The sequence below is a fragment of the Arthrobacter sp. 754 genome (genome assembly GCF_040548695.1).
In the GTDB taxonomy this organism is placed as follows: domain Bacteria; phylum Actinomycetota; class Actinomycetes; order Actinomycetales; family Micrococcaceae; genus Arthrobacter.
The window spans coordinates 1-19,234 of the sequence record NZ_JBEPSC010000011.1 but is presented as its reverse complement, the minus strand read 5'-3'; the positions used below and the strand labels follow the sequence as shown (position 1 = coordinate 19,234).

General features: G+C 61.2%; 16 protein-coding genes. 6 read left to right on the top strand and 10 right to left on the bottom strand.

The window, feature by feature from the left end; all coding sequences use genetic code 11:
* Positions 1 to 396 (bottom strand): plasmid mobilization relaxosome protein MobC, encoded by a 396-nt coding sequence (mobC, locus tag ABIA70_RS21415; protein ID WP_354149607.1) that lies wholly within the window; start codon positions 394 to 396, stop codon positions 1 to 3.
* Positions 397 to 644: 248 nt separating this feature from the next.
* Here mobC and ABIA70_RS21410 point away from each other — a divergent pair, with 248 nt between their 5' ends.
* Positions 645 to 953, top strand: a complete 309-nt coding sequence (locus ABIA70_RS21410; RefSeq protein ID WP_354149606.1) for a hypothetical protein — start codon at positions 645 to 647, stop codon at positions 951 to 953.
* A 339-nt stretch (positions 954 to 1,292) separates the two neighbouring features.
* On the opposite strand, the gene ABIA70_RS21405 is transcribed toward ABIA70_RS21410, so the two are convergent.
* From ABIA70_RS21405 to ABIA70_RS21385, 5 genes are all read right to left on the bottom strand, one after another.
* A complete protein-coding gene (locus ABIA70_RS21405; RefSeq protein ID WP_502917246.1) occupies positions 1,293 to 1,562 on the bottom strand; it encodes a helix-turn-helix domain-containing protein in 270 nt (89 codons plus the stop codon).
* Between the two features lie 23 nt (positions 1,563 to 1,585).
* Complete coding sequence (locus ABIA70_RS21400) at positions 1,586 to 1,849, bottom strand: ParB family protein (protein ID WP_354149604.1); 264 nt, start codon at positions 1,847 to 1,849, stop codon at positions 1,586 to 1,588.
* Positions 1,839 to 2,294 carry a P-loop NTPase family protein gene (locus ABIA70_RS21395; protein WP_354149603.1) on the bottom strand — a complete coding sequence of 152 codons (456 nt, stop codon included), beginning with the start codon at positions 2,292 to 2,294 and terminating at the stop codon, positions 1,839 to 1,841. The genes ABIA70_RS21400 and ABIA70_RS21395 overlap by 11 nt, the downstream gene beginning before the upstream one ends.
* Positions 2,295 to 2,370: 76 nt before the next feature.
* A complete protein-coding gene (locus ABIA70_RS21390) occupies positions 2,371 to 2,907 on the bottom strand; it encodes a single-stranded DNA-binding protein (RefSeq protein WP_354149602.1) in 537 nt (178 codons plus the stop codon).
* Positions 2,908 to 2,910: 3 nt separating this feature from the next.
* Complete coding sequence (locus tag ABIA70_RS21385) at positions 2,911 to 3,198, bottom strand: glutaredoxin family protein (RefSeq protein ID WP_354149601.1); 288 nt, start codon at positions 3,196 to 3,198, stop codon at positions 2,911 to 2,913.
* 297 nt (positions 3,199 to 3,495) lie between these two features.
* On the opposite strand from ABIA70_RS21385, the gene ABIA70_RS21380 reads away from it, so the two are divergent.
* Positions 3,496 to 3,918: a hypothetical protein gene (locus ABIA70_RS21380; RefSeq protein WP_354149600.1), complete on the top strand. Its 423-nt coding sequence runs from the start codon at positions 3,496 to 3,498 to the stop codon at positions 3,916 to 3,918.
* Between the two features lie 93 nt (positions 3,919 to 4,011).
* Here the strand turns inward: ABIA70_RS21380 and ABIA70_RS21375 are convergent, their stop codons facing one another.
* From ABIA70_RS21375 to ABIA70_RS21365, 3 genes are all read right to left on the bottom strand, one after another.
* Positions 4,012 to 8,913 (bottom strand): helicase-like domain-containing protein, encoded by a 4,902-nt coding sequence (locus ABIA70_RS21375; RefSeq protein WP_354149599.1) that lies wholly within the window; start codon positions 8,911 to 8,913, stop codon positions 4,012 to 4,014.
* A gap of 209 nt (positions 8,914 to 9,122) precedes the next feature.
* Positions 9,123 to 9,401 carry a hypothetical protein gene (locus tag ABIA70_RS21370; protein WP_354149598.1) on the bottom strand — a complete coding sequence of 93 codons (279 nt, stop codon included), beginning with the start codon at positions 9,399 to 9,401 and terminating at the stop codon, positions 9,123 to 9,125.
* Positions 9,402 to 9,579: 178 nt separating this feature from the next.
* Positions 9,580 to 10,152 (bottom strand): recombinase family protein, encoded by a 573-nt coding sequence (locus ABIA70_RS21365; RefSeq protein WP_354149634.1) that lies wholly within the window; start codon positions 10,150 to 10,152, stop codon positions 9,580 to 9,582.
* A 371-nt stretch (positions 10,153 to 10,523) separates the two neighbouring features.
* Between ABIA70_RS21365 and ABIA70_RS21360 the strand changes: the two genes are divergently transcribed.
* From ABIA70_RS21360 to ABIA70_RS21345, 4 genes are all read left to right on the top strand, one after another.
* Entirely contained in the window at positions 10,524 to 11,420 is an 897-nt protein-coding gene (locus tag ABIA70_RS21360) for an Abi family protein (RefSeq protein WP_354149597.1), read from the top strand.
* A 415-nt stretch (positions 11,421 to 11,835) separates the two neighbouring features.
* Positions 11,836 to 13,740 (top strand): ATP-dependent nuclease, encoded by a 1,905-nt coding sequence (locus ABIA70_RS21355; protein WP_354149596.1) that lies wholly within the window; start codon positions 11,836 to 11,838, stop codon positions 13,738 to 13,740.
* A 232-nt stretch (positions 13,741 to 13,972) separates the two neighbouring features.
* Positions 13,973 to 14,611 carry a TetR/AcrR family transcriptional regulator gene (locus tag ABIA70_RS21350; protein WP_354149595.1) on the top strand — a complete coding sequence of 213 codons (639 nt, stop codon included), beginning with the start codon at positions 13,973 to 13,975 and terminating at the stop codon, positions 14,609 to 14,611.
* Positions 14,612 to 14,747: 136 nt separating this feature from the next.
* Complete coding sequence (locus ABIA70_RS21345) at positions 14,748 to 17,480, top strand: class I SAM-dependent DNA methyltransferase (protein WP_354149594.1); 2,733 nt, start codon at positions 14,748 to 14,750, stop codon at positions 17,478 to 17,480.
* A gap of 319 nt (positions 17,481 to 17,799) precedes the next feature.
* Here ABIA70_RS21345 and ABIA70_RS21340 read toward each other — a convergent pair whose 3' ends face one another.
* The gene (locus ABIA70_RS21340) at positions 17,800 to 19,143 is read right to left on the bottom strand and encodes a ParB/RepB/Spo0J family partition protein (protein WP_354149593.1); all 1,344 of its coding nucleotides are present in this window, start codon (positions 19,141 to 19,143) and stop codon (positions 17,800 to 17,802) included.
* Positions 19,144 to 19,234 lie beyond the last annotated feature (91 nt).

Sequence of the window (19,234 nt, the reverse complement as noted above, 5' to 3'; positions counted from 1 at the left end):
CTACCGCCCGGCCATGTCGGCGAGCTGACGGTCAATCCGGATAATGACATCCCGTGCGTGGGCGATGGACGCAGCAGCTTCTGCCGGCACTTCCCCCGTCGCGTTCGCGTGGCGCGCGATCTGGTTGATGTTGTTCGCCACGGTCCCGACAAGACGCTGCAACGTAGAGAGCTGCATGAACTGATCCCGCCGCTCCGACGGATTCTCTGTGCCCTCGCTGAGCGCCGCTTCGATCAAAAGCCGCGGGATCGTCACGCGATGCTTCTCCGCCAGGGCAAGGAGCTGGGCCTCCTCTTCCGGGCTGACCTTGACCTCGTGACGGTGCATACGGCCGCCGTCAACGTTCGCCCGCCGACGACGGGATTTCCAACCGGCGAAGCCACTGCCTTCAATCACTTGTCCCGCCCTTCGAATTTGCCAGCGCAGCGAACCCGGAATCCCGGGGACCACACTGACAAGTGTGCCGCATCCGAGACGACAATTCGAGGATCGAGCCAACTTAGCCGTGCTAAGTTACCAGCTTGCTCCGCTCTTTCGGCTTCCGCCCGTCGGTTTCCCGTAGGCGGGCGGAAGTGTAAATCAGCCGTCACCGGCATGCAGGGGCGCTACCCGGCATCGTCGTACCGGCGGGCTAGGCTGGTCACATGGCAACCATCGACATTGAACAGACCCGCAACCAGGCCAAAGCACTCTTAGACTCACGCATCGATTCCGTGACCGAACTGGTCAAGACCCGCCAGCGGATCACCGACCTGCGGGAACAGCTCGCCGAGGCAGAACGTGAAGACAAGCGCGCCTACGTGCGCGCCACCAAGGACGGATGGAGCCCGGAGGAGCTGAAGAAGCTGGGCCTCGAATCCGGCGCTGCAGGGCGGCGCCGTAAGTCCGCGAATCGCGCCACAAGCGACAGCGCCGCAGCCACTACAGACGACGAAAGTCACGGCGCCCAGTAGCGTTGCCCCTCGCCCGCATGGGCACGGCAAAAGCCCAATCGCTCCGCTGCTTTTCCCGCACACATGTGTACGACGGGACCCGGCTGACCGGCTGCACACAACCGCCAGGTAGCCTTCGGACTCGTCACTCACCACCGTGTCCGGCGATCATGCACAGCCTGGACATTGCCCGGTCGCCATCGGCCACGTTTCCCATGGACCAAGACACGCCGCTCCCGCCGTCGGAGGACGCTGTGGCTGACTCTTTTCAGCCATAGACCACAAGCGGCTCCGGTGGGCAGCTACGACGAAGGCCGGCACCTATTCGAGGTGTCGGCCTTCGTCGTATTCGTGTTCTCTTTAGTCCTCCGTGGTGACGTCATCATCCTTGATCTGACCGGCCGCGATGCGCTCTGCGGTCTTCGCGAACGCAGCTTCGACGTAGGCCGATAGGTCGCTTTCCCGGACCCGCCACACACCCCGTCCACCGAACTGCCCGGCGGGAAGCTCGCCGCTGCGAACGAGCGAATAGACCAGTGCGCTTTTGACGTTCAGAATCTCCTGAACCTGTTCCAGAGTCAGCATCCTGGGGAACACTGGCCCCGCCGCCGGCGCGGGTACCTCGGTCAAGTCTTCTGTCCGTTTCGGCATTCTCAATCCACCTCGTTCCGGTGTTGCAGCTCGTCCCTGGTGCGCTGTCCGCGGCGGAGGGATCCGGCCGGCGCCGGCTCCCATTTTCTGCCGTGGTTGTGTTTGCGTTCCAGGCGTTTCACTTCGCGCATCGTTGCACGAACGATGAAGTCCGACACGCTCGCATCACCCTCCAACGGCCCGGCGGCCAGGAACGCTGCCCGGACCCGGCCGGCCTCGTCCTCCGTGAAGTAGGGAGTGAACGCGGCGATCTTTTTAGACGGCACGAAGGCTCCGTGGCCACGGGTGGAGGCTGTCGAGGTATCCGGGGCGAAGCGTCATGCTTCCGTCGTCGTTCGTGCTGATATCGGAGTGCTGGTGACTGCCGCCGGCGTGGGCAATGGCGGCGAGCACCAGATCAAGGTTTTGCCGATCCAAGCCAGGAACGACTTCGCTCAGGACGACAGGAACGTCCTCCGCCAGGGACGCCGCGAGCAGCAGGAACCGCCGTTCGCCGCCGGAGTAGGGTCCGTTGTTGGCGTGCTCTCCGAGGGCTTCGAAATCAATCCAGGCGTTCTCGATGTATCCCTCGGTGGATGTGCCGCTGGCATGGACCCAGGGGTTGCCGACCGCTGCGTAGCGGCCGCCGAAGGCGCGCAGCAGCAGCTCAGTTCCGGCCTCGGAAGTGTAGGAGCCTTTTGCCCAGCTGCGGAGATCATCTTCATGCGTCATAGCGGTTTCCTTGGTGTCTCGTAGGGCGCGGTGCATCGATTCCTGGAGTCAGCGTAGCCGCTGGCTCTGACTGTGGTCAGTACGCCGGTTCGGGGTCCTGGGGGCGGATGCTGATGCGCCCGGCGGGGTTGGCATCCATGCCAAACCACAGGTCGTCGTTGGTGTACCCGCGGGCGCTGAGGCTGAAGTGATCAACGGGGTGGATTTCCTCACTGCGGCGTTCTTCTTCCGCTGCATCTGCGGCTGCGCGGGATGAGCCGTGCACGGCCGCTGCCGCGTATCGCAGGGACGGCCCAATCTCTTCGACTTCGAGTTCGAGCACAGTGCGCTTCTCCCCCGTCCTTGTCTCGTAGATGCGGGACTTCAATTCACCCGTTGCAATCACACGCATGCCCTTGGTCAGAGACTCTGCGGCGTTCTCGGCCGCTCCCCGCCAGATATGCGCAGGCAGAAACTGAGTCTCCCCGTCCACCCACTCGTTGTGCTCGTTATCGAACGCCCTGGGCGTGGATGCGATGGTGAAGTTCGCGACGGCCGTGCCGGCTGTGGTGAACCGCAGCTCGGGGTCGGCAGTAAGGTTGCCGGCCACTGTGATGCTGGTATCGCCTGCCATTGATTACTCTCCCCCTACCATTCCCCAGGCTTCGCGGACGGCGGATTCGATGGCGATGATTTGCTCGATTCCGCCCGGGTTCAGACCGGACCAGTGGTTCTCGGTGCCGTCCTTGTCGTACACGACTACGGGGACCTGGGAGTAGCCGAGCTCTTCGGTGATGTACTCGAAAGCTGCCGGGCTGCTGGTGACGTCGACCTCGTGGAAGTCGATGCCGGCCTCGGCGAATTTCTGCTTGGTCTTAGCGCAGCCAAAGCATCCGGCGGGCTTGGTGTAGATGGTGAGAGTCATTTTCAGTCCTCGGTTTCGTATCACGTTAGTTAGGTTCGACTGCTTAGTTGCTACTCTCATTTTACCAATCATTCAACTGAATGAATAGGCGTTTTTCCGCTATTTCTGGGGGTTTCTTCGGGCAACTTTGTTGAGTATATCGGGAGTCTCGTCCGTCAGCAGACGGTGCTACCTGTCACTTTCAGAAGCTAACTGCACAAAATGTCCAAAGTCGTCTGCACAGCCACTACATGCCCGGAAGGGATCCCCAAACGACACGATTCGCTGCGTGAATAGATCAGGCCCTACGCTCTACCCATGAGCGACGTAACGGTGGTTATCCGACCTGCTGGTGCGCGGACCGAGATTCAAAATCTGCCGTACGAGGGCAAGGGCGCTGGCTACACGATCCTGGGTGACATGTTCAACGCATCACGCAGGGGCCAGGTGGAGTACAACCGTGGAGTCTGGTCCGTATCGCGACCTCACACGAACGCGGTCATTCTAGGGCTGGCTGAGCGCTACGGGCGGGTCAAGGTCATCCAGCACGGCGGCGTCGACAAGTGCGTCCAGCAGTGCTGGGACCGCGGCAATCCCGAGAATGCATGGCTATGTGAATGCGCTTGCGCAGGCAGGAATCACGGATCCGGCGTGCCATACGCGCACACGGTGGGCGGCAACGGACCGGGTGGAGCGCTCTCGGTACAAGCCAGTGAACCTCGTGAGTTTTACGTGCCCTAATGGGCTCCGTCCAGATACGCCTGCCCTCTTGAGGTGGGTCGCGTTGCTGCCCTTCTGATGTGAGGTGGGGCCGTAGCGAAGCCCCACCTCTCGCTATCTCTCGAAGCTGCTGTCGCGTGAGTGTTCGTGGGCGGGGCCGCTGGGTCCTTGCGGCGTCGGGTGTGTCTGAGTCGGGTGGGTGTTCCTGGGGGCTACCGGGAAGCTTGCGGCTTGCAGTCTGCGCAGTCGCGCAACGGCCGGGTCCACGTCCGCCTCGGGTGTCGAAGCCGCGGTTTCCGGTGCTGGCTTGGGCGGCTCGATGGATGCCTTTAGTTTTTCGTCCAGTTCCGTGCACTTCGCACGTGCGGTGGCGAGTTTGTCCTCGTACTTGAAAGGTTTTCCGGCCTGGCTCTCGACGTCGGAAAGCACCGCCTGTTTTTCCGTGATGGTTTGGCGCAGCTGGGCCTCGTAGTCAGGAAGGCCTGCCACTTTGTTCTCCAGCCGGGTGATGATGCCGGCGCTTCCTTCCAGCAGCTCCAGTCGGGTAAAGACGAGCGGTGGTGCGGGCACGTCTTTGATGGTGATGGCGAGGTCCTGGTAGGAGCCGAGTCGGGAGTCGTCGGCCGCGTTGCGGACCTGCAGCTCGTGGCCGCCGAGGGTAGCCATCATGCCGTGGTCCTGTTTTTGGCGGTAGTAGTTTCCGTATTCCGGTGTGTGGGTACGGACCCATTCAGAGATGGCCGCGACGGCTTCCGGGCGTTTGGTGTAGCTCTTGCCGTCGATGGTGGCGCTGAAGGCCTCCCCTGCGGTCGGTGTGATGCGCGGGAGTGCCGCCTGCAATGCGGGCAGCTTGCTTTCGGCTTTGGTGATGCTGGTTTCGGCCGCGGCTCTGGTCCAGGAGAGGGTGCTCTGTCCTTTCTCGTGGGCGCGTTTGAGTCGTTCGAGTTTGGTCCGGGCGGCGTCGGCCTCGATCTTGTCCATCACCAGTGGGTTGCCGCTGGTAGCTGCTTTGATCTGTGCGGCGTTGAGGGCAAGGTCTCCAACGTCCTCGATCTCGCGGATGTCGAGGCGTCCGCGGAGAACCTGCTGGATCATGGTGGCCTTGCGCTGGATCCCGTCCCAGGCGGCACTGTCGTAGCTGCCGACGGTGGCGTACTGGAAGTTGTGGACCTCCGCGTTGGCGTTGCCTTGGCGGATGATGCGTCCGTCGCGCTGGGTGAGGTCAGCCGGCCGCCAGGGGCACGTGACATGGTGGATCGCTTTGGCGCGGAGCTGGACGTTGGTGCCGGTTCCCATCATGGCGGTGGAGCCGATCAGCACGGCTACTTCCCCGGTGCGGCATTGGGCGAATAGCTGGGCTTTCTGCTCGGGCTTGGGTGAGTCCTGGATGAACCGGATCTGCTCCGCCTGGATGCCGCCGGCGACGAGCTGGTCCTTGATCTGCTGGTAGGCCGTCCAGACCGGCTTGCCGTCGGGTCCGGTGTTCTTCGAAGGCGTGCTTAGGTCACAGAAGATGATCTGCAGGGCGCCCTTGTTGGCCGACAGGGTGCCGGATTCGAAGCTGGTTTCGTACTCGTTCTCCCGGTTCTCTTCCCAGACTTTCAGGGTCTTGGCGACAACCTGGTCCAGTTTGGTCGCGGATTCGGGTTCGATGCCGACCATGCGCAGGTCCAGCGCGGCTTTGCGTCCGTCGTTGTAGACACTGAGGGCGTTGTCCGCGCCCTTCTCAGCCCAGCCGGAGAGGGAGTCCAGCCGGTCCGCGAGGCCCTTCATGTATTCGGCCAGTTCGGGCGGCTGCGGGATCAGTACCAGTTCCGGCTGCCGTTCCCCGTCGCCAGGCCGGCGGGCGAGGTCCGGGGTTTTCAGATTCAGGTCTTCGGAGAGCTTCACGTCCGCGAAGACGTGGAAGGACCGCAGCATCTCTGGGACGTTCTTGAACTTCGCGAAGCGCGGCTTGTTCTTCAGCCGGCCTCCGGCGTCCATCTCGATGGCGGTGACGGTTTCCCCGAACGTCGCCCCCCAAACGTCGAAGTTTTCCACGCCTGCAGCCTGCAGCAGGTCCGGGCGCAGGTAGCGCTGCATGACGTGGGCTTCGGTGATGGAGTTGGCAATCGGTGTGCCGGTGGCCATCGTGACGACGCGTTCCCCGTGGGTGCTGCGCAGGTATTCGAGCTTCAGGTGCATGTCGGTGGCCCGGATGGACCCGGCAATTTCTGCGCCCTTGATATTGGTGACCGTGCGGAGGTTCTTGTAGTCGTGCGCTTCGTCCACGAACAGGTAGTCCACCCCGGTGTCCTCGAATGTCAGTCCAAGGTCCGGTGCGGTGTCCATGAGCTTCTTCATGCGCTCTTCTTCGGCCTGGAGCTTGGTTTCAAGCTTCTTCACCGTGGTCCGGTCTTCGCCTTCGGCCTGGGCGTTGACGATGGTCTGCCGGACGTCGGCGATGATCGACTCCTGGTAGGCCTCAATGGTTTCGGCTTTCACGCCGATGCTCTTGAAGGCTTGCTGGGTCATGATGATGCCGTCCCAGTCGTTCGCCGCGGCGCGGGCGACGAACTGCCGACGCGCGGTCAGGTCTCCGCTGTTGGTCTTGATGTCATCACTGCCGGCCGAGAGCAGGCGGGCCCGCGGGTACAGTTCCAGCCACTCACGGGTGAACTGCTCCAGCATGTGGTTGGGGACAACAACCATGGGCTTGGAGGCCATGCCTAGGCGTTTGAGTTCCATTGCGCCCATCACCATTTCGGCGGTCTTGCCGGCCCCGACTTCGTGGAAGAGCCCCACGGCCGGTTCGGAGATGATGCGTGCCACGGCAGTGCGCTGGTGGGGGTGCGGGGTGAAGGTCTTGGCCAGCCCCGGAAGGGTCAGGCGGCCGCCTTCTTTGGTGTAGTCGCGCAGGGCCAGGGAGTTGAAGCGGCGGTTATATTCGTCAATGAGCCGGCTGGCGCGTTCGGGGTCTTCCCAAACCCACTCGGCGAAGCGTTCCTGCAGGGCCTCGGCCTTTTCCTGGGCCGCTTCGGTTTCTTCGAGGTTGGCGACGGGTTTGCCATCCTCGTTCTTGTCCTCGACCTGGATGCTCTTTTGTTCCAGGATGCTTTGCAGCAGATCCGGGGCGGGCCGGCGGCTCGTCCCCCACTCGTTCGTGGAACGGACCGTTCCCCGGTTGGCTTTGACGCGCCAGATGCCGCTGCCGACGCTGGTCACGCTGGCGTTGGGATCGGCCAGGATGTCCTGGACGAAGCGTTGGTGTTCCTCGGGGGAGATCCAGACCGCGCCGATTCGCGCCTCGACGTCTTCCATGCCGACCCGCGGCGGCTGGACTTCCTCCAGGGCGGTTACGTTCACGCTCAGGCGTTCGTCCTCGGCCGCCGCAGCGCGGGCGGCGTCGAGCTTGGTCCGGACGTTCCCGGACAGGTATTCCGGTGCTGTGACGAGTTTGCCGGTTTCCGGGTCATCGAACACGAGTGTGCCCAGCTGATCGCGGGCTTCCTCTTCCGTGACGCCCAGCAGGTCCGCGATCTGTTCCAGCTCGGGGGCGCCGTAGGTGTCCAGGGCGATGGCGAGGGCTTCGTCAACGGTGTCCGCGCCCATGAGCGGTTTGCGGGCCACCACCTGCCGATGCTGAAGCAGAGCCGCAGGGGTCGCGGTCTGCGTCTCCTCGTTGAACCTCTCCAGGGCCGGTGGCAGAGTGCCGAAAGGGTCCGTCTGGCGCAGGATCCGCACGGCGGGTGCTGCACGGCGAGTGATGATGTTCTCGCCCGTTTCTTTATCCGTGCGGACAGATTCCGTGAAGCGGTTCAGCGGCCCGTATTTAGCGGCATATGCCGTGTACTGGTCAGCCAGGGCGGTTCGTTGAGCCGACATCGCCGGGGTGTCTTCGCTATCGGAAGCTTCCATCTCCAACAGGGCGCGCGCTCCGTCGCGCATTCCCAACAGGTCGCTTAGCTCCGCTGCGTGTGCTTTGGGTACGGGGAACGGGACCTGTTCCCCTGCACGGGCCACGGTGAAGGTTCCGTCTTGTTGGGCGGTGATGGTGCCGTCCCATTGCTGCCCGGTGGCCGGCAGCAGCGCGGCCGGGGTTTTCCCCGGGGCCGGCTCGGCAGGGGCGTGGTTCAGGCCGCGGTCCAGTGCTTCCTGCACCACGGCGTCGAGCCGCTGGGCGAGTAGCTGCGGGACGTCGGCGAGGTCGTCGGCTTTGACGCTGACGGTTTCCTCGCCGTACATGCCGTTCCCGACGGTGATCTGCCCGAGGACGTTTTGCGGGTTCAGGTCAAAGTAGTTGTTGATCTTCACGTTGCGGCCGTCGATGATGACTGGCCCGACAGTTTCCCAGTCCGTGTTGGCAGGCTCGCGGCCCGGCTCGCGCTTGCGCAGCAGCAGCAGGTCGGTGAGTGCTTCAGTGCCCGCTGCGCGGCGGTGGGCGCCGGTGGGCAGGCGCACGGCGCCCACCAGATCCGCCATGGCGCTCATTTCCCGCCTCGAGGTGGGGTTTGTTGCGTCCATGGTGAAGCTGGAGGTCAGCACGGCGACGTATCCGCCGGGTTTCACCGCGGCCAGGCTCTTGAGGATGAAGTGGTTGTGCATGGAGTGCCGGGAGTCGGCGTTGTGGGTCTTGTCGTAAAGCGTGTTCTTGCTGAACGGGACGTTGCCGACGGCGAGGTCAAAGGAATTGGTCTTGATCGGGGTGTCCGCGAAGGACTCGCTGCGGATCGTCGCGTCGGGGTACAGGCCACGGGAAATTGAGGCTGTCAGGGGATCAAGCTCTACGCCGGTCATCCGGGCGCCTTCCGGGGCGAACCCAATGAACGTTCCCGCGCCGGATCCGGGTTCCAACACCTCTCCCCCGGTGAAGCCGAGCCGGTCAACGGCGGACCAGATTTCCTTTACCAGGGCAGCGTCGGTGTAATACGCGTTCGTCGTGGTCCGCGACGCGGCGGCATACTCGCGCTCGCTCAGGACTTCCTGCAGCTGGGCGCGCTCGGCCGCCCATTCGGCCTTGTCGAACAGCTGAGGCACCGCTCCCCAGCTGGACCACCGCGCCAGGGAACGCTGTTCTGCCTCGGTGGCCGGGCGCTGCTGGTCCGCCAGCTCCCGGACGATGCGGATTGCTTCAACGTTTGCTGCGAAGCGGGCTTTCTGTCCCGAGGGTGCAAGGTCAGTCTGGGATGCTGGGCGGAACCGTCCGGCCGCCGCAACCGCTGCCGGCTCCGGCTGAGGTTCGGCCTCTAGTTCTCCTCGTCCTCCTGGGCCCCGTAGGTCGGCTCCATCTCCTCCGGCTCCGCGGGAAGGCTGGCGTAGATCATCTCCTGGTACACCATCTCGCGTGCCCGGAGCTTGGCCATGTTCGCCAGCCCGATGTACTCCAGCGGCGGTTCCGCTCCCCTGGTTGGTGTCAGCTGTTCGCTGAGGTCCCAGATCGCCTGCTGGATCTCCTCCCCCAAAGTCGAAAAGTGTGTCTCGGGGTCCGCTATCTGCGCGAAGCTCTCCGGGTCGTGCTTCTTCATGGTTTCCATGGCGTGTCTGCCGTGCTCGTTCATTGACTACCTCTTCCGGTTCGGCCCACAAGGACTCCAGACTCATCTGGCCCTCAATGTGGTTCTTAGATTTCCTCGGTGCCATGTGCGCCGTCCCCCTCCGTTTGCCTCCACGCTAGCGAAGGCATCGGAGGATTAACAGCCGCACCTACTCTTGGGGTACCTGCAGGCTCTTCCGCTGCCGTGCGAGCTCACGCACCACGGTGGCTTCACTGACCTCGATGGTCTTGGCGATGGCGCTGATCGTCCGCTTCTCACCACGCATCCGGTGCGCGGTGGCTGCCTTGTCCGGCGTCATTTTGGTCGGCCGGCCGCCGACGCGGCCGCGGGCTTTCGCCGCTGCAAGGCCGGCCATGGTCCGTTCCCGCAGCCGGTTCCGCTCGTACTCGGCGATGGCGGAGAAGAAGTGGAACATCAGCACGCCCTGGGACGTAGTGGTGTCCAGCCAGGTCTCCGTCAGTGACCGGAGGCCAATGTGCCGGTCGGCCAGTGTCTTCACGATGCCGGCCAGGTCAGCCGTGTTTCTGCCGAGCCTGGATAAGTCGTTGACCACCAAGATGTTCCCCGGCTGGAGGTGGTCCAGGCAGTCCTGCCACTGCGGCCGTTCCGCCGTCGCACCGGACGCGAAATCTGTCCAGATCCGGAAGCACCCGGCCGCGTTCAACGCGTCCAGCTGCAAGTCCACCGACTGCTCAGTAGTGCTCACTCGGGCGTAACCCATCAACGTAGCCAAGGCACTCCCCTTCCGTCATTCAAAAACCGTCATCCACGGAGTTTTGACCAACAGCCGTCCCGTAGATTTCGTAGTCGAGTTCTGACACAGCCTAACACTGGCAAAACCGATTTTTGGGAGGGGTCCCGGACTTCCATGTCGACACAGGCATAAAGGGTCGTTTTTGACCGTTGCTCCCGGGGTGTCGAGCTCATGCACTAAGGCATGGGCCGCGCTGGCACGATTTCTATCAAAAGCGGCAACGGATTTGCACAACCTGTTGCGCCACGATATTCTCAAACCAACATGACCGGTTCCGCCTACTTCGGTAGGTCCAGGGCCGGTCTTCACTTTTGTCGGGGGGCCAATTGTCTACAGCTGTGAAAGAGTTTAGGACCTACGAGGAACAGGTTGATTTACTCCTTTCCCGCGGTCTGGTCATCGAAGACCAAGACACCGCGATCGCGCAGCTGCAGGATGTCAACTACTACCGCCTCAGCGGCTACTGGTACCCCTTCCGTAAACTGGCAACGAATGGCTCACGGGAAGACGACTTCTTCCCAGGGACACGGCTCGCCGATGTCCTGAGCCTGTATAACTTTGACGCCAGGCTCAGAACGGCAACCTTCGATGCCCTCGCGCCAGTCGAGTTGAGCATTCGGGCGCGACTCGGACACGAGTTGGGGGAGCTCGATGAATGCGCTCACCTGAATCCGACGGTCCTGAGCGTCCGAGCAAGCACCGAGGACTACGGACGCTGGTATAAGAAGTACACCCAAGGACTCGAGCACTCCCACGAAGACTTCGTGTCCCATCACCAGGACAACTACAACGGACGATTGCCGGTGTGGGCGGCAGTAGAAATCCTGGACCTGGGCTCTCTCAGATACCTCTTCGGATTCGCACCCCGGCCAGTACAGGACAAGGTAGCGGATCACTTTGGTCTTCGAGCTCCGCAGCTGGAGTCCTGGATGCGCGCCCTTGAAATAGTCCGCAACGCCTGCGCTCACCACGGTCGCCTATACAACCGCGTCTACACAAAAGCTCCAAAGCTCCCCACTGTGGGCAAATACCCTGCTCTCGACAAGGCCGGGCCGTTCATGACACGCACATTTGGTCAGCTGACCCTGATCCAGCACATGCGGGACGCCCAAGGAACCGGGATGTCACGGATGCTTTCCGCGGTCCTCGCCAGCTACCCGTCCGTGAAACTCGTGCCCAAATCCCACGTAGGCCTGCCATCTGACTGGGACGATTCGCCCCTTTGGGCAAGATGAGCCCGGTGTCCCTGGCCGATTAGCGCGCAGCACAGATTGGCGACGACCAGTCGGGAGCGGAAGTACGCACCTGAACGTGCGAAGGACGATCGGCCTTAGGGCGCAGGTGCGACACAAAGCGACCACAGAACACCGCCATGAAGCGATCAATTCCACAGCCATGAGCGCACCGATTTCGAGCAAAACAGGTCAAAACTCATCAACGTCAGGTTTTCGACCATGTGATATTCGATAAGGGTCGTATTTGAGACGGTGTATTTGGCCTGAACAGGTTGGTTGTCCTATTCCTCAGAGGTGGCGGTCCCAGCTTGGGCCAGAAGTCCCTCACGCTAGCTACGCCTTTGCGAAGCCCGGAGATTGCTGTCGGTGCTGCATGCAAGACTTGCTCTGATAACTCAACTACAGCGGGGGAACCATGAGGCTTGCATCTGTCCAGATCCAGCGATTCAAAAGCGTGGATGATTCAGGAAGCTTTGATATCCAACCTGACGTGACAGCCCTCGTGGGAAAAAACGAGTCCGGGAAGACGGCCGCTCTGCAGGCTCTCTATCGAGTTAACCCCGTCGAATCTGGCTATGCACGCACTTTTGATGCATTGCGGGATTATCCGCGCGGCGACTATAACGAAGACGAAGCGGACGGAGTCATCGCGGATTTGTCCCCCGTTTTCGCGACCTTCTCCCTGGATGACGCCGACAAGGAAGCCATCGCCGATCGGTTCGGACCAAAGACACTAAAGGGCGAATCCCTCATAGTTAGCCGCCGTTTCGATGACGACTCTGTTTACATGACCTTCGAGATCGACGAGTTGGCCATGGTCAGGCATTTGGTCTCGCTGGCGGGAATCGATGAAAAAAAGTATGCGGCCGGTACTTCGGTAGCCGCCATCCTGGCACGGCTCCAAGCAGAGTCTGAAGCGGCAGCAGTGATCGAGCTTGGTGAAAGACTTGCTGCCATGGACTGCCACCGGGAGGTCCATAATTTTCTTCTTCCCAGGATCCCCAAGTTTGTCTACTTTGATGAATGGGGCACCATCGGCGACGACATCCCAGTAAACCGGCTCCTCGAAGATGAAGCAGATCTGTCTCCTTCTGAACGCACGGCACTGTCCCTCCTGAGGGTAGCCAAGGCCGATGCAGGCCGTTTCACAGAGGAAAACTACACGATGCGCAAGGCCTCCATGGAGGGTGCCGCCAACAGCCTCACTCGCAAACTTTTTAAGTACTGGAGCCAAAACCGGGATCTCCGGATCACTCTCGACGTGGACATGCGCAAGGTCGAGGTAGAGCCGATACTGACCAACCAGGGGCGAGAGGTGGCCCAATATGACTTCGATCCGTACCTGAAGATAGGAGTCTTCAACAATCGCCACCAGGTCACCCTCGACATCGGCCAACGCTCCCGCGGATTTCTCTGGTTCTTCTCCTTCTTGGCCGCCTTCAGCGAATATGCGCGCGATAAGTCGCCGAAAATCATCCTGCTGGATGAACCGGGGCTAAGCCTTCACGCCACCGCTCAAGCCGATCTGCTGCGCTACATCGAGGATGAGCTGGCCCCGCACCATCAAGTCATCTACACCACTCATTCCCCATTCATGATCGACGCTGCTCACATTGAACGGTGCCGCACCGTCGAGGATAGGCGAGAAGAGGGAACCAAGATAACGGCCGACGTTCTGCGGGCCGGACAAGAAACGATGTTCCCTTTACTCGCAGCAATTGGCGTCGATCTGGCGCAGACACTTCTCATAGGTCCACACCAGCTGCTTGTGGAAGGCCCCAGTGATCTCCTGTATCTCGCAGTCATGTCCGAGGCTGTGCAGACCAGAACTGATGACCTCGAAGCCGGCCTCGATCCACGGTGGAGTGTCGTCCCGGCCGGTGGCATCGAAAAAATGCCAGCATTTATCAGCCTCTTCACCGGCAGCAATCTCAACATCGCCGCCATGATCGATGTCGCGGCAAAAGGTAATCAACGCATTGACGACATCATCAGCAAGGGACTCATAGAACACGCCGCCATCGTTCGACTTACGGAGTTCACAGGAACCCGAGAAGCTGACATCGAAGACCTCTTTGACCGGACTTGGTATTTGGCGCTTCTGGACGAATCTGGTGTTGGCTCGATATCACCCGACAGTCTCAACCAAGGCCGGATCATGGCCCAGGTTGAACGCTTATTGGGCCGGAAATTCGATCACTATCACCCTGCTAGTTTCCTCAGCCGCAATCCCACTTTGGTGGACAAACTGCCGGACGAAGACATCGCGCGCTTCGCGAATCTGTTCGCTCGGCTCAACAAGCTGCTCCCTACCGAGTAGGAGCGCCCCGCCAGCGCGGCGAAACAACTGCCGTCATCAACTTAACCCGCGGGGATCAGGCTAACGAACGTTAGGATGCTGACACGGCGACAGCAGCTGAAGCGCTGCGCGCCAACTCTTCCATTTGGAGACAGCCGTCATGACTTCACAGCCGTCCGACGCTCGTGACGAAATTGCGCACGCTCTGGGGGCGTGTAGTCCCCTGCCCCTAACGCGGGGCAAGCGACGGCTCATGCAGAGCGTGCTCGCGATCTTGGTCAGGAATGGTGACGCGGGTTTGTCCATGCGAGCAATCGCCAAAGAGGCGGACCTGCAGCCAGCGAGTATCTATTCGCACTTTCGAGGGGGCAAGGACGAGCTTGTTTCCGAGACGATCCTGTCGTCCTACATTGATTTCTTGGCCCTTGTCATTGCCAACACTGACGGCAAGGCTTCGGCCAGAGATCAGTTCGAGCACGTCGCTTCGGCTCACATTGATTTTCAGCTGTCCTACGGCCTGGCAAGCCTTTGGGAACTGACGCTGGATGCCGAACGGGCTATCAGCCACTTGACCGAAGAAGCTCGACTGGCCCTTGGCGAATTCCGGAGGCTCTACCGGAATTACGTTGTCGCTCTAATCGCTCAAATGGGCGGGGACGTCGATGCGGCGAGCAAGGGTGCTATCGTCATCAATCTTTTGGACCGTATAGTCCCCAGATCTCTGAATGAGTTTCCTGACCTGGGCACCATGAAAGACATGATTGTGGGAGCCTGCCTCGGTGTCATCCAAAGCAAACGCGTGCCGGCGCCCAAAATCACGCCACGGGACTCAGCGACGAAGGAATCACAGCTTCTCCCAAGGACATCATCCAAAGCCAAAGCTAAGCCATAGCCTCCATGATGAAGCGTGCCCGTAGTTGTTTCAAACGAAAACGCCAGAGCCCTGAAGCGGGGCCGCATGACTTCGGATGAGGATAGGCTCATGCGGGGCACGAGATCCGGCTCCGGTCCGTAGGGGGAACATCTTCATGTCCGAGTCCGCACGCTCACTTCAGTACCTCCGGCGGGAGGCCGGTGCTTTTGCCCACCGTTGGAAGGGCACCACGCAAGAGAACGCAAACACGCAACTTTTCTGGGCCGAGTTCTTCCAGATCTTTGGCGTCGATGCCAAGAGGGTTGTGTTGTTCGAGCGTCATGCCGAACGCCTCAGCACCGGTGGGTCCGGACGCATCGATGTGTTCTGGCCGGGCGAGTTCTTAGTCGAACAGAAATCTCTCGGTAAGGATTTGAACAAGGCAACCAGTCAGGCCTTCGATTATCTAGACGGCCTCCCCGATCGGGAACTGCCTCACACAGTCGTAGTTTCGGATTTCGAGAATTTCGAAGTACATGACCTCTCCTCGTCCCCCATTCGAGTCACCAAGTTCAAGCTAAACCAACTTCCACAACGCATCGCTCTGTTCACCTGGATGGCTGGATATACCCGCCGTCCGTCAGTTCTGACAGGTGAGCACGAAGCGAACCGCAAGGCCGTCAAGAAGATGGCCGATCTCTACGATGCCCTAGCCCAGGAGACCCTGAGCGACCATTTCACCTCCGTTTTTCTGACTCGAATTCTGTTTCTGCTCTTCGGTGAGGACACCGGCTTGATTGAGCGAGGTTTGTTCGCGCAGACCATCCGAGACAGATCCGCAGCGGATGGCTCCGACCTCGGGGGATTGCTCGCGGACCTCTTCCAGGTCCTAGATACTGATCCGAAGGAACGTAGCCCGCGAACAGACGAAATGCTGTTGCGGTTTCCGTACGTCAACGGCACTGTGTTCAGCGAGATCATCCCCCTCACACATTTCGATCGAACCATGCGCGATGCTCTCATTGCAGCAACAGACTTCGAATGGGGACAAATCTCCCCTGCCATCTTTGGCTCCATGTTCCAATCCGTTAAGACCAAGCAGGCACGACGGGAACTTGGCGAGCACTACACAACTGAACGCGACATCCTCAAGACCTTGGGCCCGTTGTTCCTGGATGAACTTCATACCGAGTTCAGTGCCGCACAATTCAGCGTGCAGAAGCTGAGACTGCTGTGGGAAAAATTGGGCCAACTGAAATTCCTGGACCCTGCCTGCGGCTGCGGCAACTTCCTCGTCGTCACGTACCGTGAGCTCCGTGAATTGGAGCTCCAGATCATGGAACGGCTCCAGGAACTCACCGGCGATGCTCAGACCGGCTTGGTCGATGAGGGTCTCGGCCTAAAGGTCTCCCTGAGCCAGTTTCACGGGATCGAGATCGAAGAATGGCCGGCGCGGATTGCTGAGGTGGCCCTGTTCATCACCGACCATCAGGCCAACCGGCGAATGATGGAAACCGTCGGCACCGCACCAGAGCGCCTGCCTCTGAAGACCTCGGCCAAGATTGTTAGAGACAATGCGCTGACCATCGACTGGAGTTGGGTGGTCGCCGCATCCGACGACTTGGTGATCGTGGGAAACCCGCCGTTTATTGGCATCAGTCTCCGCACGGAGCAACAAACCGCAGACCTGCAAGCGGTGTGGGGTGCGGGGTATCACGGCTCCTTGGACTTCGTGACCGGTTGGTACAAGAAGGCCACCGACTTCGTGGGCAAGCACGAGAGCAGAATTGCTTTTGTATCGACTTCCTCCGTTTGTCAGGGCGAGCAGGTAGCACCGTTGTGGGCTCCACTGCTCGACCATGGATTCACAATCGATTTTGCACACCGGACGTTCGCCTGGACCTCCGAGGCAACCGGCAGGGCGGCAGTTCACGTAGTGATTATCGGTTTTTCAAAGCGTGAAGGACGCGAGAAACAGCTATTCCACTACCCAGATATCAAGGGGGTCCCCGAGCTGACGCTGGTGAAGAATATTTCGCCTTATCTGGTTGAGGGGCCGTCTGTCGTGGTTCGGCCCCAAAGCAACCCTCTGAGCCCATCCATCACGGAGGTACGCTATGGAAACAAGCCGACCGACGGCGGATATCTCCTCATCGAACCAGCTGACTACGCCTCCATCATGGCGGATTCGGCCGCAGCCAAGTATGTGCGTCCCTTCGTGGGAGCCCGCGAACTACTCCACGACGAACCGCGGTGGTGCTTGTGGCTCGTTGATTTGGATCCGGCGGACTACAAAGCCAGCCCGCTGATTAGGGAACGCATCGAAGGCGTAAAGGCTTTTCGCCTCGCTAGCAAAGCGGCATCAACCCGGGAATCCGCCAAGACGGCTCGGCTGTTTCGCCAGATCGCACAGCCTGACACGGAGTACCTCGGAATCCCCCGCCATGTCTCCGAGAATCGCCTTTACTTCACAGCTAAACGATTCAAAGCCGAAGTCATAACGGGAGACGCAAATTTCCTTGCCGATGACCCAGACGGGCTGCTGTTCGCAGTCATTTCGTCAGCTGCGTTCATAACGTGGCAGCGAGCGGTGGGAGGCCGCTTGGAAAGCCGCTTGCGCTTCTCCAAACTAGGCGTGTGGAACACATTCCCGTTGCCGGCCCTCACCGAAAGCCGGCGGGAGGAGCTGATTGCAGCCGGGAAAGCCATCTTGGACGCCCGCGAGCTAACCCCGAACCGGTCTCTGGCCGCCATGTACGAACCGAATGCCATGGCGCTTCCCCTGCTCAAGGCACACGAGGCGTTGGACCGGATTATGGATGCGGCCCTGGCCGGCCGCCGCAAGCTGGTCACTGAGGAAGACCGCCTCGCCGCGCTATTCAAGTTGTACGTCGACATGGCCTGCTGACGCACGTACCAGATATTAAAGCGACAGGGCCGGCGCGTGCCGGCCCTGTCGGGGTTTCCCTCTGCAAAGGAAATATGTGGTTCAGCTTAGCTGAAGGGTTTGTGGTGCTGCCGCGGGCTGGTACCTCGTTGTTCCTGGTCCCGCGGGTGGTGCTGGCCGGTCGCGTGGTCGCGGTTAATGGCGGTCCGTCGCTGGTGAGTGGCTGCTGTGGTTCGCCCTGGGCGGCGGACCGCCCCACTTCTGGAAGGTTCCTGGCCCTTGCTGGGTGAGTGGGCCGGGCGGCTGCGTTGGGGGATCAGCCGCCCGGTCCACTTCTACGTTACTCGGTGTCGGTGGTGTGCTTGTCGATGATGATTTTCTCGACGGCGCAGGCGGTGTAACCCCATGCGGTGAGCTGGTTCAGGTAGTGGAAGTGCCGCTTCTCGGCGGACCGCCATGAGTCTTTCTGGATGGTCTTTTCATACCCGGCGCAGATCAGGGCGATGAGGGAGAACTCGGGCCGTGCGGTGGTCTTGGCGGTGTGGTCCCGCAACGGGTTCCAGCCCCACCGGTCGGTATCCTCCCCGGTCTTGGCCCCGATCATCTCGGTGGCGACCTTGCCGTCGTAGCCGCTGGCCGTTTCGGGGTCGTGGGTGATGGCGTGGACGGTGAAGTACTGCCAGCCCTTCGGCGCGGTCTTGCGCGAGAGCAGGGTCTTCACGAATTCGCGCCTGACCTTCGTGGCGCTTTCCATCTCGCGGTTATTGGCGATCAGGGTCTTCCGTTCGGCTTTCTGTTCCTCGGTCATCCGGCCTTTCTGGGCCTGCGTGCCGCCGTCGTAGCGTTCGTACTTCGGGGTGAAGCCCAGGTCCTTCCAGCCGGTGATGACCGGGTTGGCGTTGTGCTGGCCCCGGTAGTCGGTGCTGATCAGGTAGGCGTTGGCGTCCTCGTCGGTGGCCGGTTCCCCGTCGGCCCGCTTCGCGGCCGAGACGTACAGGTTCTCTTCGTCGGCGTAGTGCCCGGCATCCTCCACGATCCTCTTGCCCTGGGCCTCGAGCTCGGCGATGAGGGCGACGAGGGCGGCGGCGCGGTCGCGGCGGTCCCGGAGCATCTGCGCGACGTGCAGGAGCTGATCGGGTTCGTCCGCAATCACGGACTCCAGCTCCTCCGTGGCGTCCTCGTTCCCTTCAAATTCGGCCATGATGAGCGCTTCATCAATGGTGTATCCCTTGCCCAGGGCGGCGGATCCGGCGTTCGAGGACTTGGCCTTCAGCGCGCCCTCAACCGTGGTCTTGGTCCGCCCGGTCTTCTTCGCGATCGCGGCGACTGACACGCCGATCAGGGACAGCTGGTGGTAGGCGTCGGCTTCGTCCGCTTCGGTCAGTTCGGCGCGCTGGATGTTCTCCACGACCTGCGTCACGATGCGTTCGGCTTCCTCGGGGGACTCGATGATCATTACCGGGATGCGGGCACGTCCGGCTTCCACGGCGGCGCGGGTGCGGCGCTGTCCCATCAGGACGTGCACCACGCCGTCGTCCTTGCGGTGGGCGATGACGGGTTCCATCACGCCGTGCTCTTTGATGCTGGCGATGAAATCGGGTGTCAGGGCGGCGTCTTTGCGGACGTTGATGTCTACGGTCAGGGTGGCCGGGTCGAGCATTTCGAGGGTGGGTGTGGTGTTCATGGTGTTGCTCCTTGTGCAGAGGATTCCGGTGGGTGGGGCGGCTCAGGTGACCGGCCAGCTTCCCCTCTCCCCCCGTTGTTTTTTGGTTGCT

Coding starts and splice junctions, on each gene's coding strand:
- ABIA70_RS21410 (WP_354149606.1), top strand. CDS start 645: ATGGCAACCATCGACATTGAACAGACCCGCAACCAGGCCAAAGCACTC.
- ABIA70_RS21395 (WP_354149603.1), bottom strand. CDS start 2,294: ATGACGCATGAAGATGATCTCCGCAGCTGGGCAAAAGGCTCCTACACT.
- ABIA70_RS21390 (WP_354149602.1), bottom strand. CDS start 2,907: ATGGCAGGCGATACCAGCATCACAGTGGCCGGCAACCTTACTGCCGAC.
- ABIA70_RS21385 (WP_354149601.1), bottom strand. CDS start 3,198: ATGACTCTCACCATCTACACCAAGCCCGCCGGATGCTTTGGCTGCGCT.
- ABIA70_RS21380 (WP_354149600.1), top strand. CDS start 3,496: ATGAGCGACGTAACGGTGGTTATCCGACCTGCTGGTGCGCGGACCGAG.
- ABIA70_RS21370 (WP_354149598.1), bottom strand. CDS start 9,401: ATGAAGAAGCACGACCCGGAGAGCTTCGCGCAGATAGCGGACCCCGAG.
- ABIA70_RS21365 (WP_354149634.1), bottom strand. CDS start 10,152: ATGGGTTACGCCCGAGTGAGCACTACTGAGCAGTCGGTGGACTTGCAG.
- ABIA70_RS21355 (WP_354149596.1), top strand. CDS start 11,836: ATGAGGCTTGCATCTGTCCAGATCCAGCGATTCAAAAGCGTGGATGAT.
- ABIA70_RS21350 (WP_354149595.1), top strand. CDS start 13,973: ATGCAGAGCGTGCTCGCGATCTTGGTCAGGAATGGTGACGCGGGTTTG.
- ABIA70_RS21345 (WP_354149594.1), top strand. CDS start 14,748: ATGTCCGAGTCCGCACGCTCACTTCAGTACCTCCGGCGGGAGGCCGGT.
- ABIA70_RS21340 (WP_354149593.1), bottom strand. CDS start 19,143: ATGAACACCACACCCACCCTCGAAATGCTCGACCCGGCCACCCTGACC.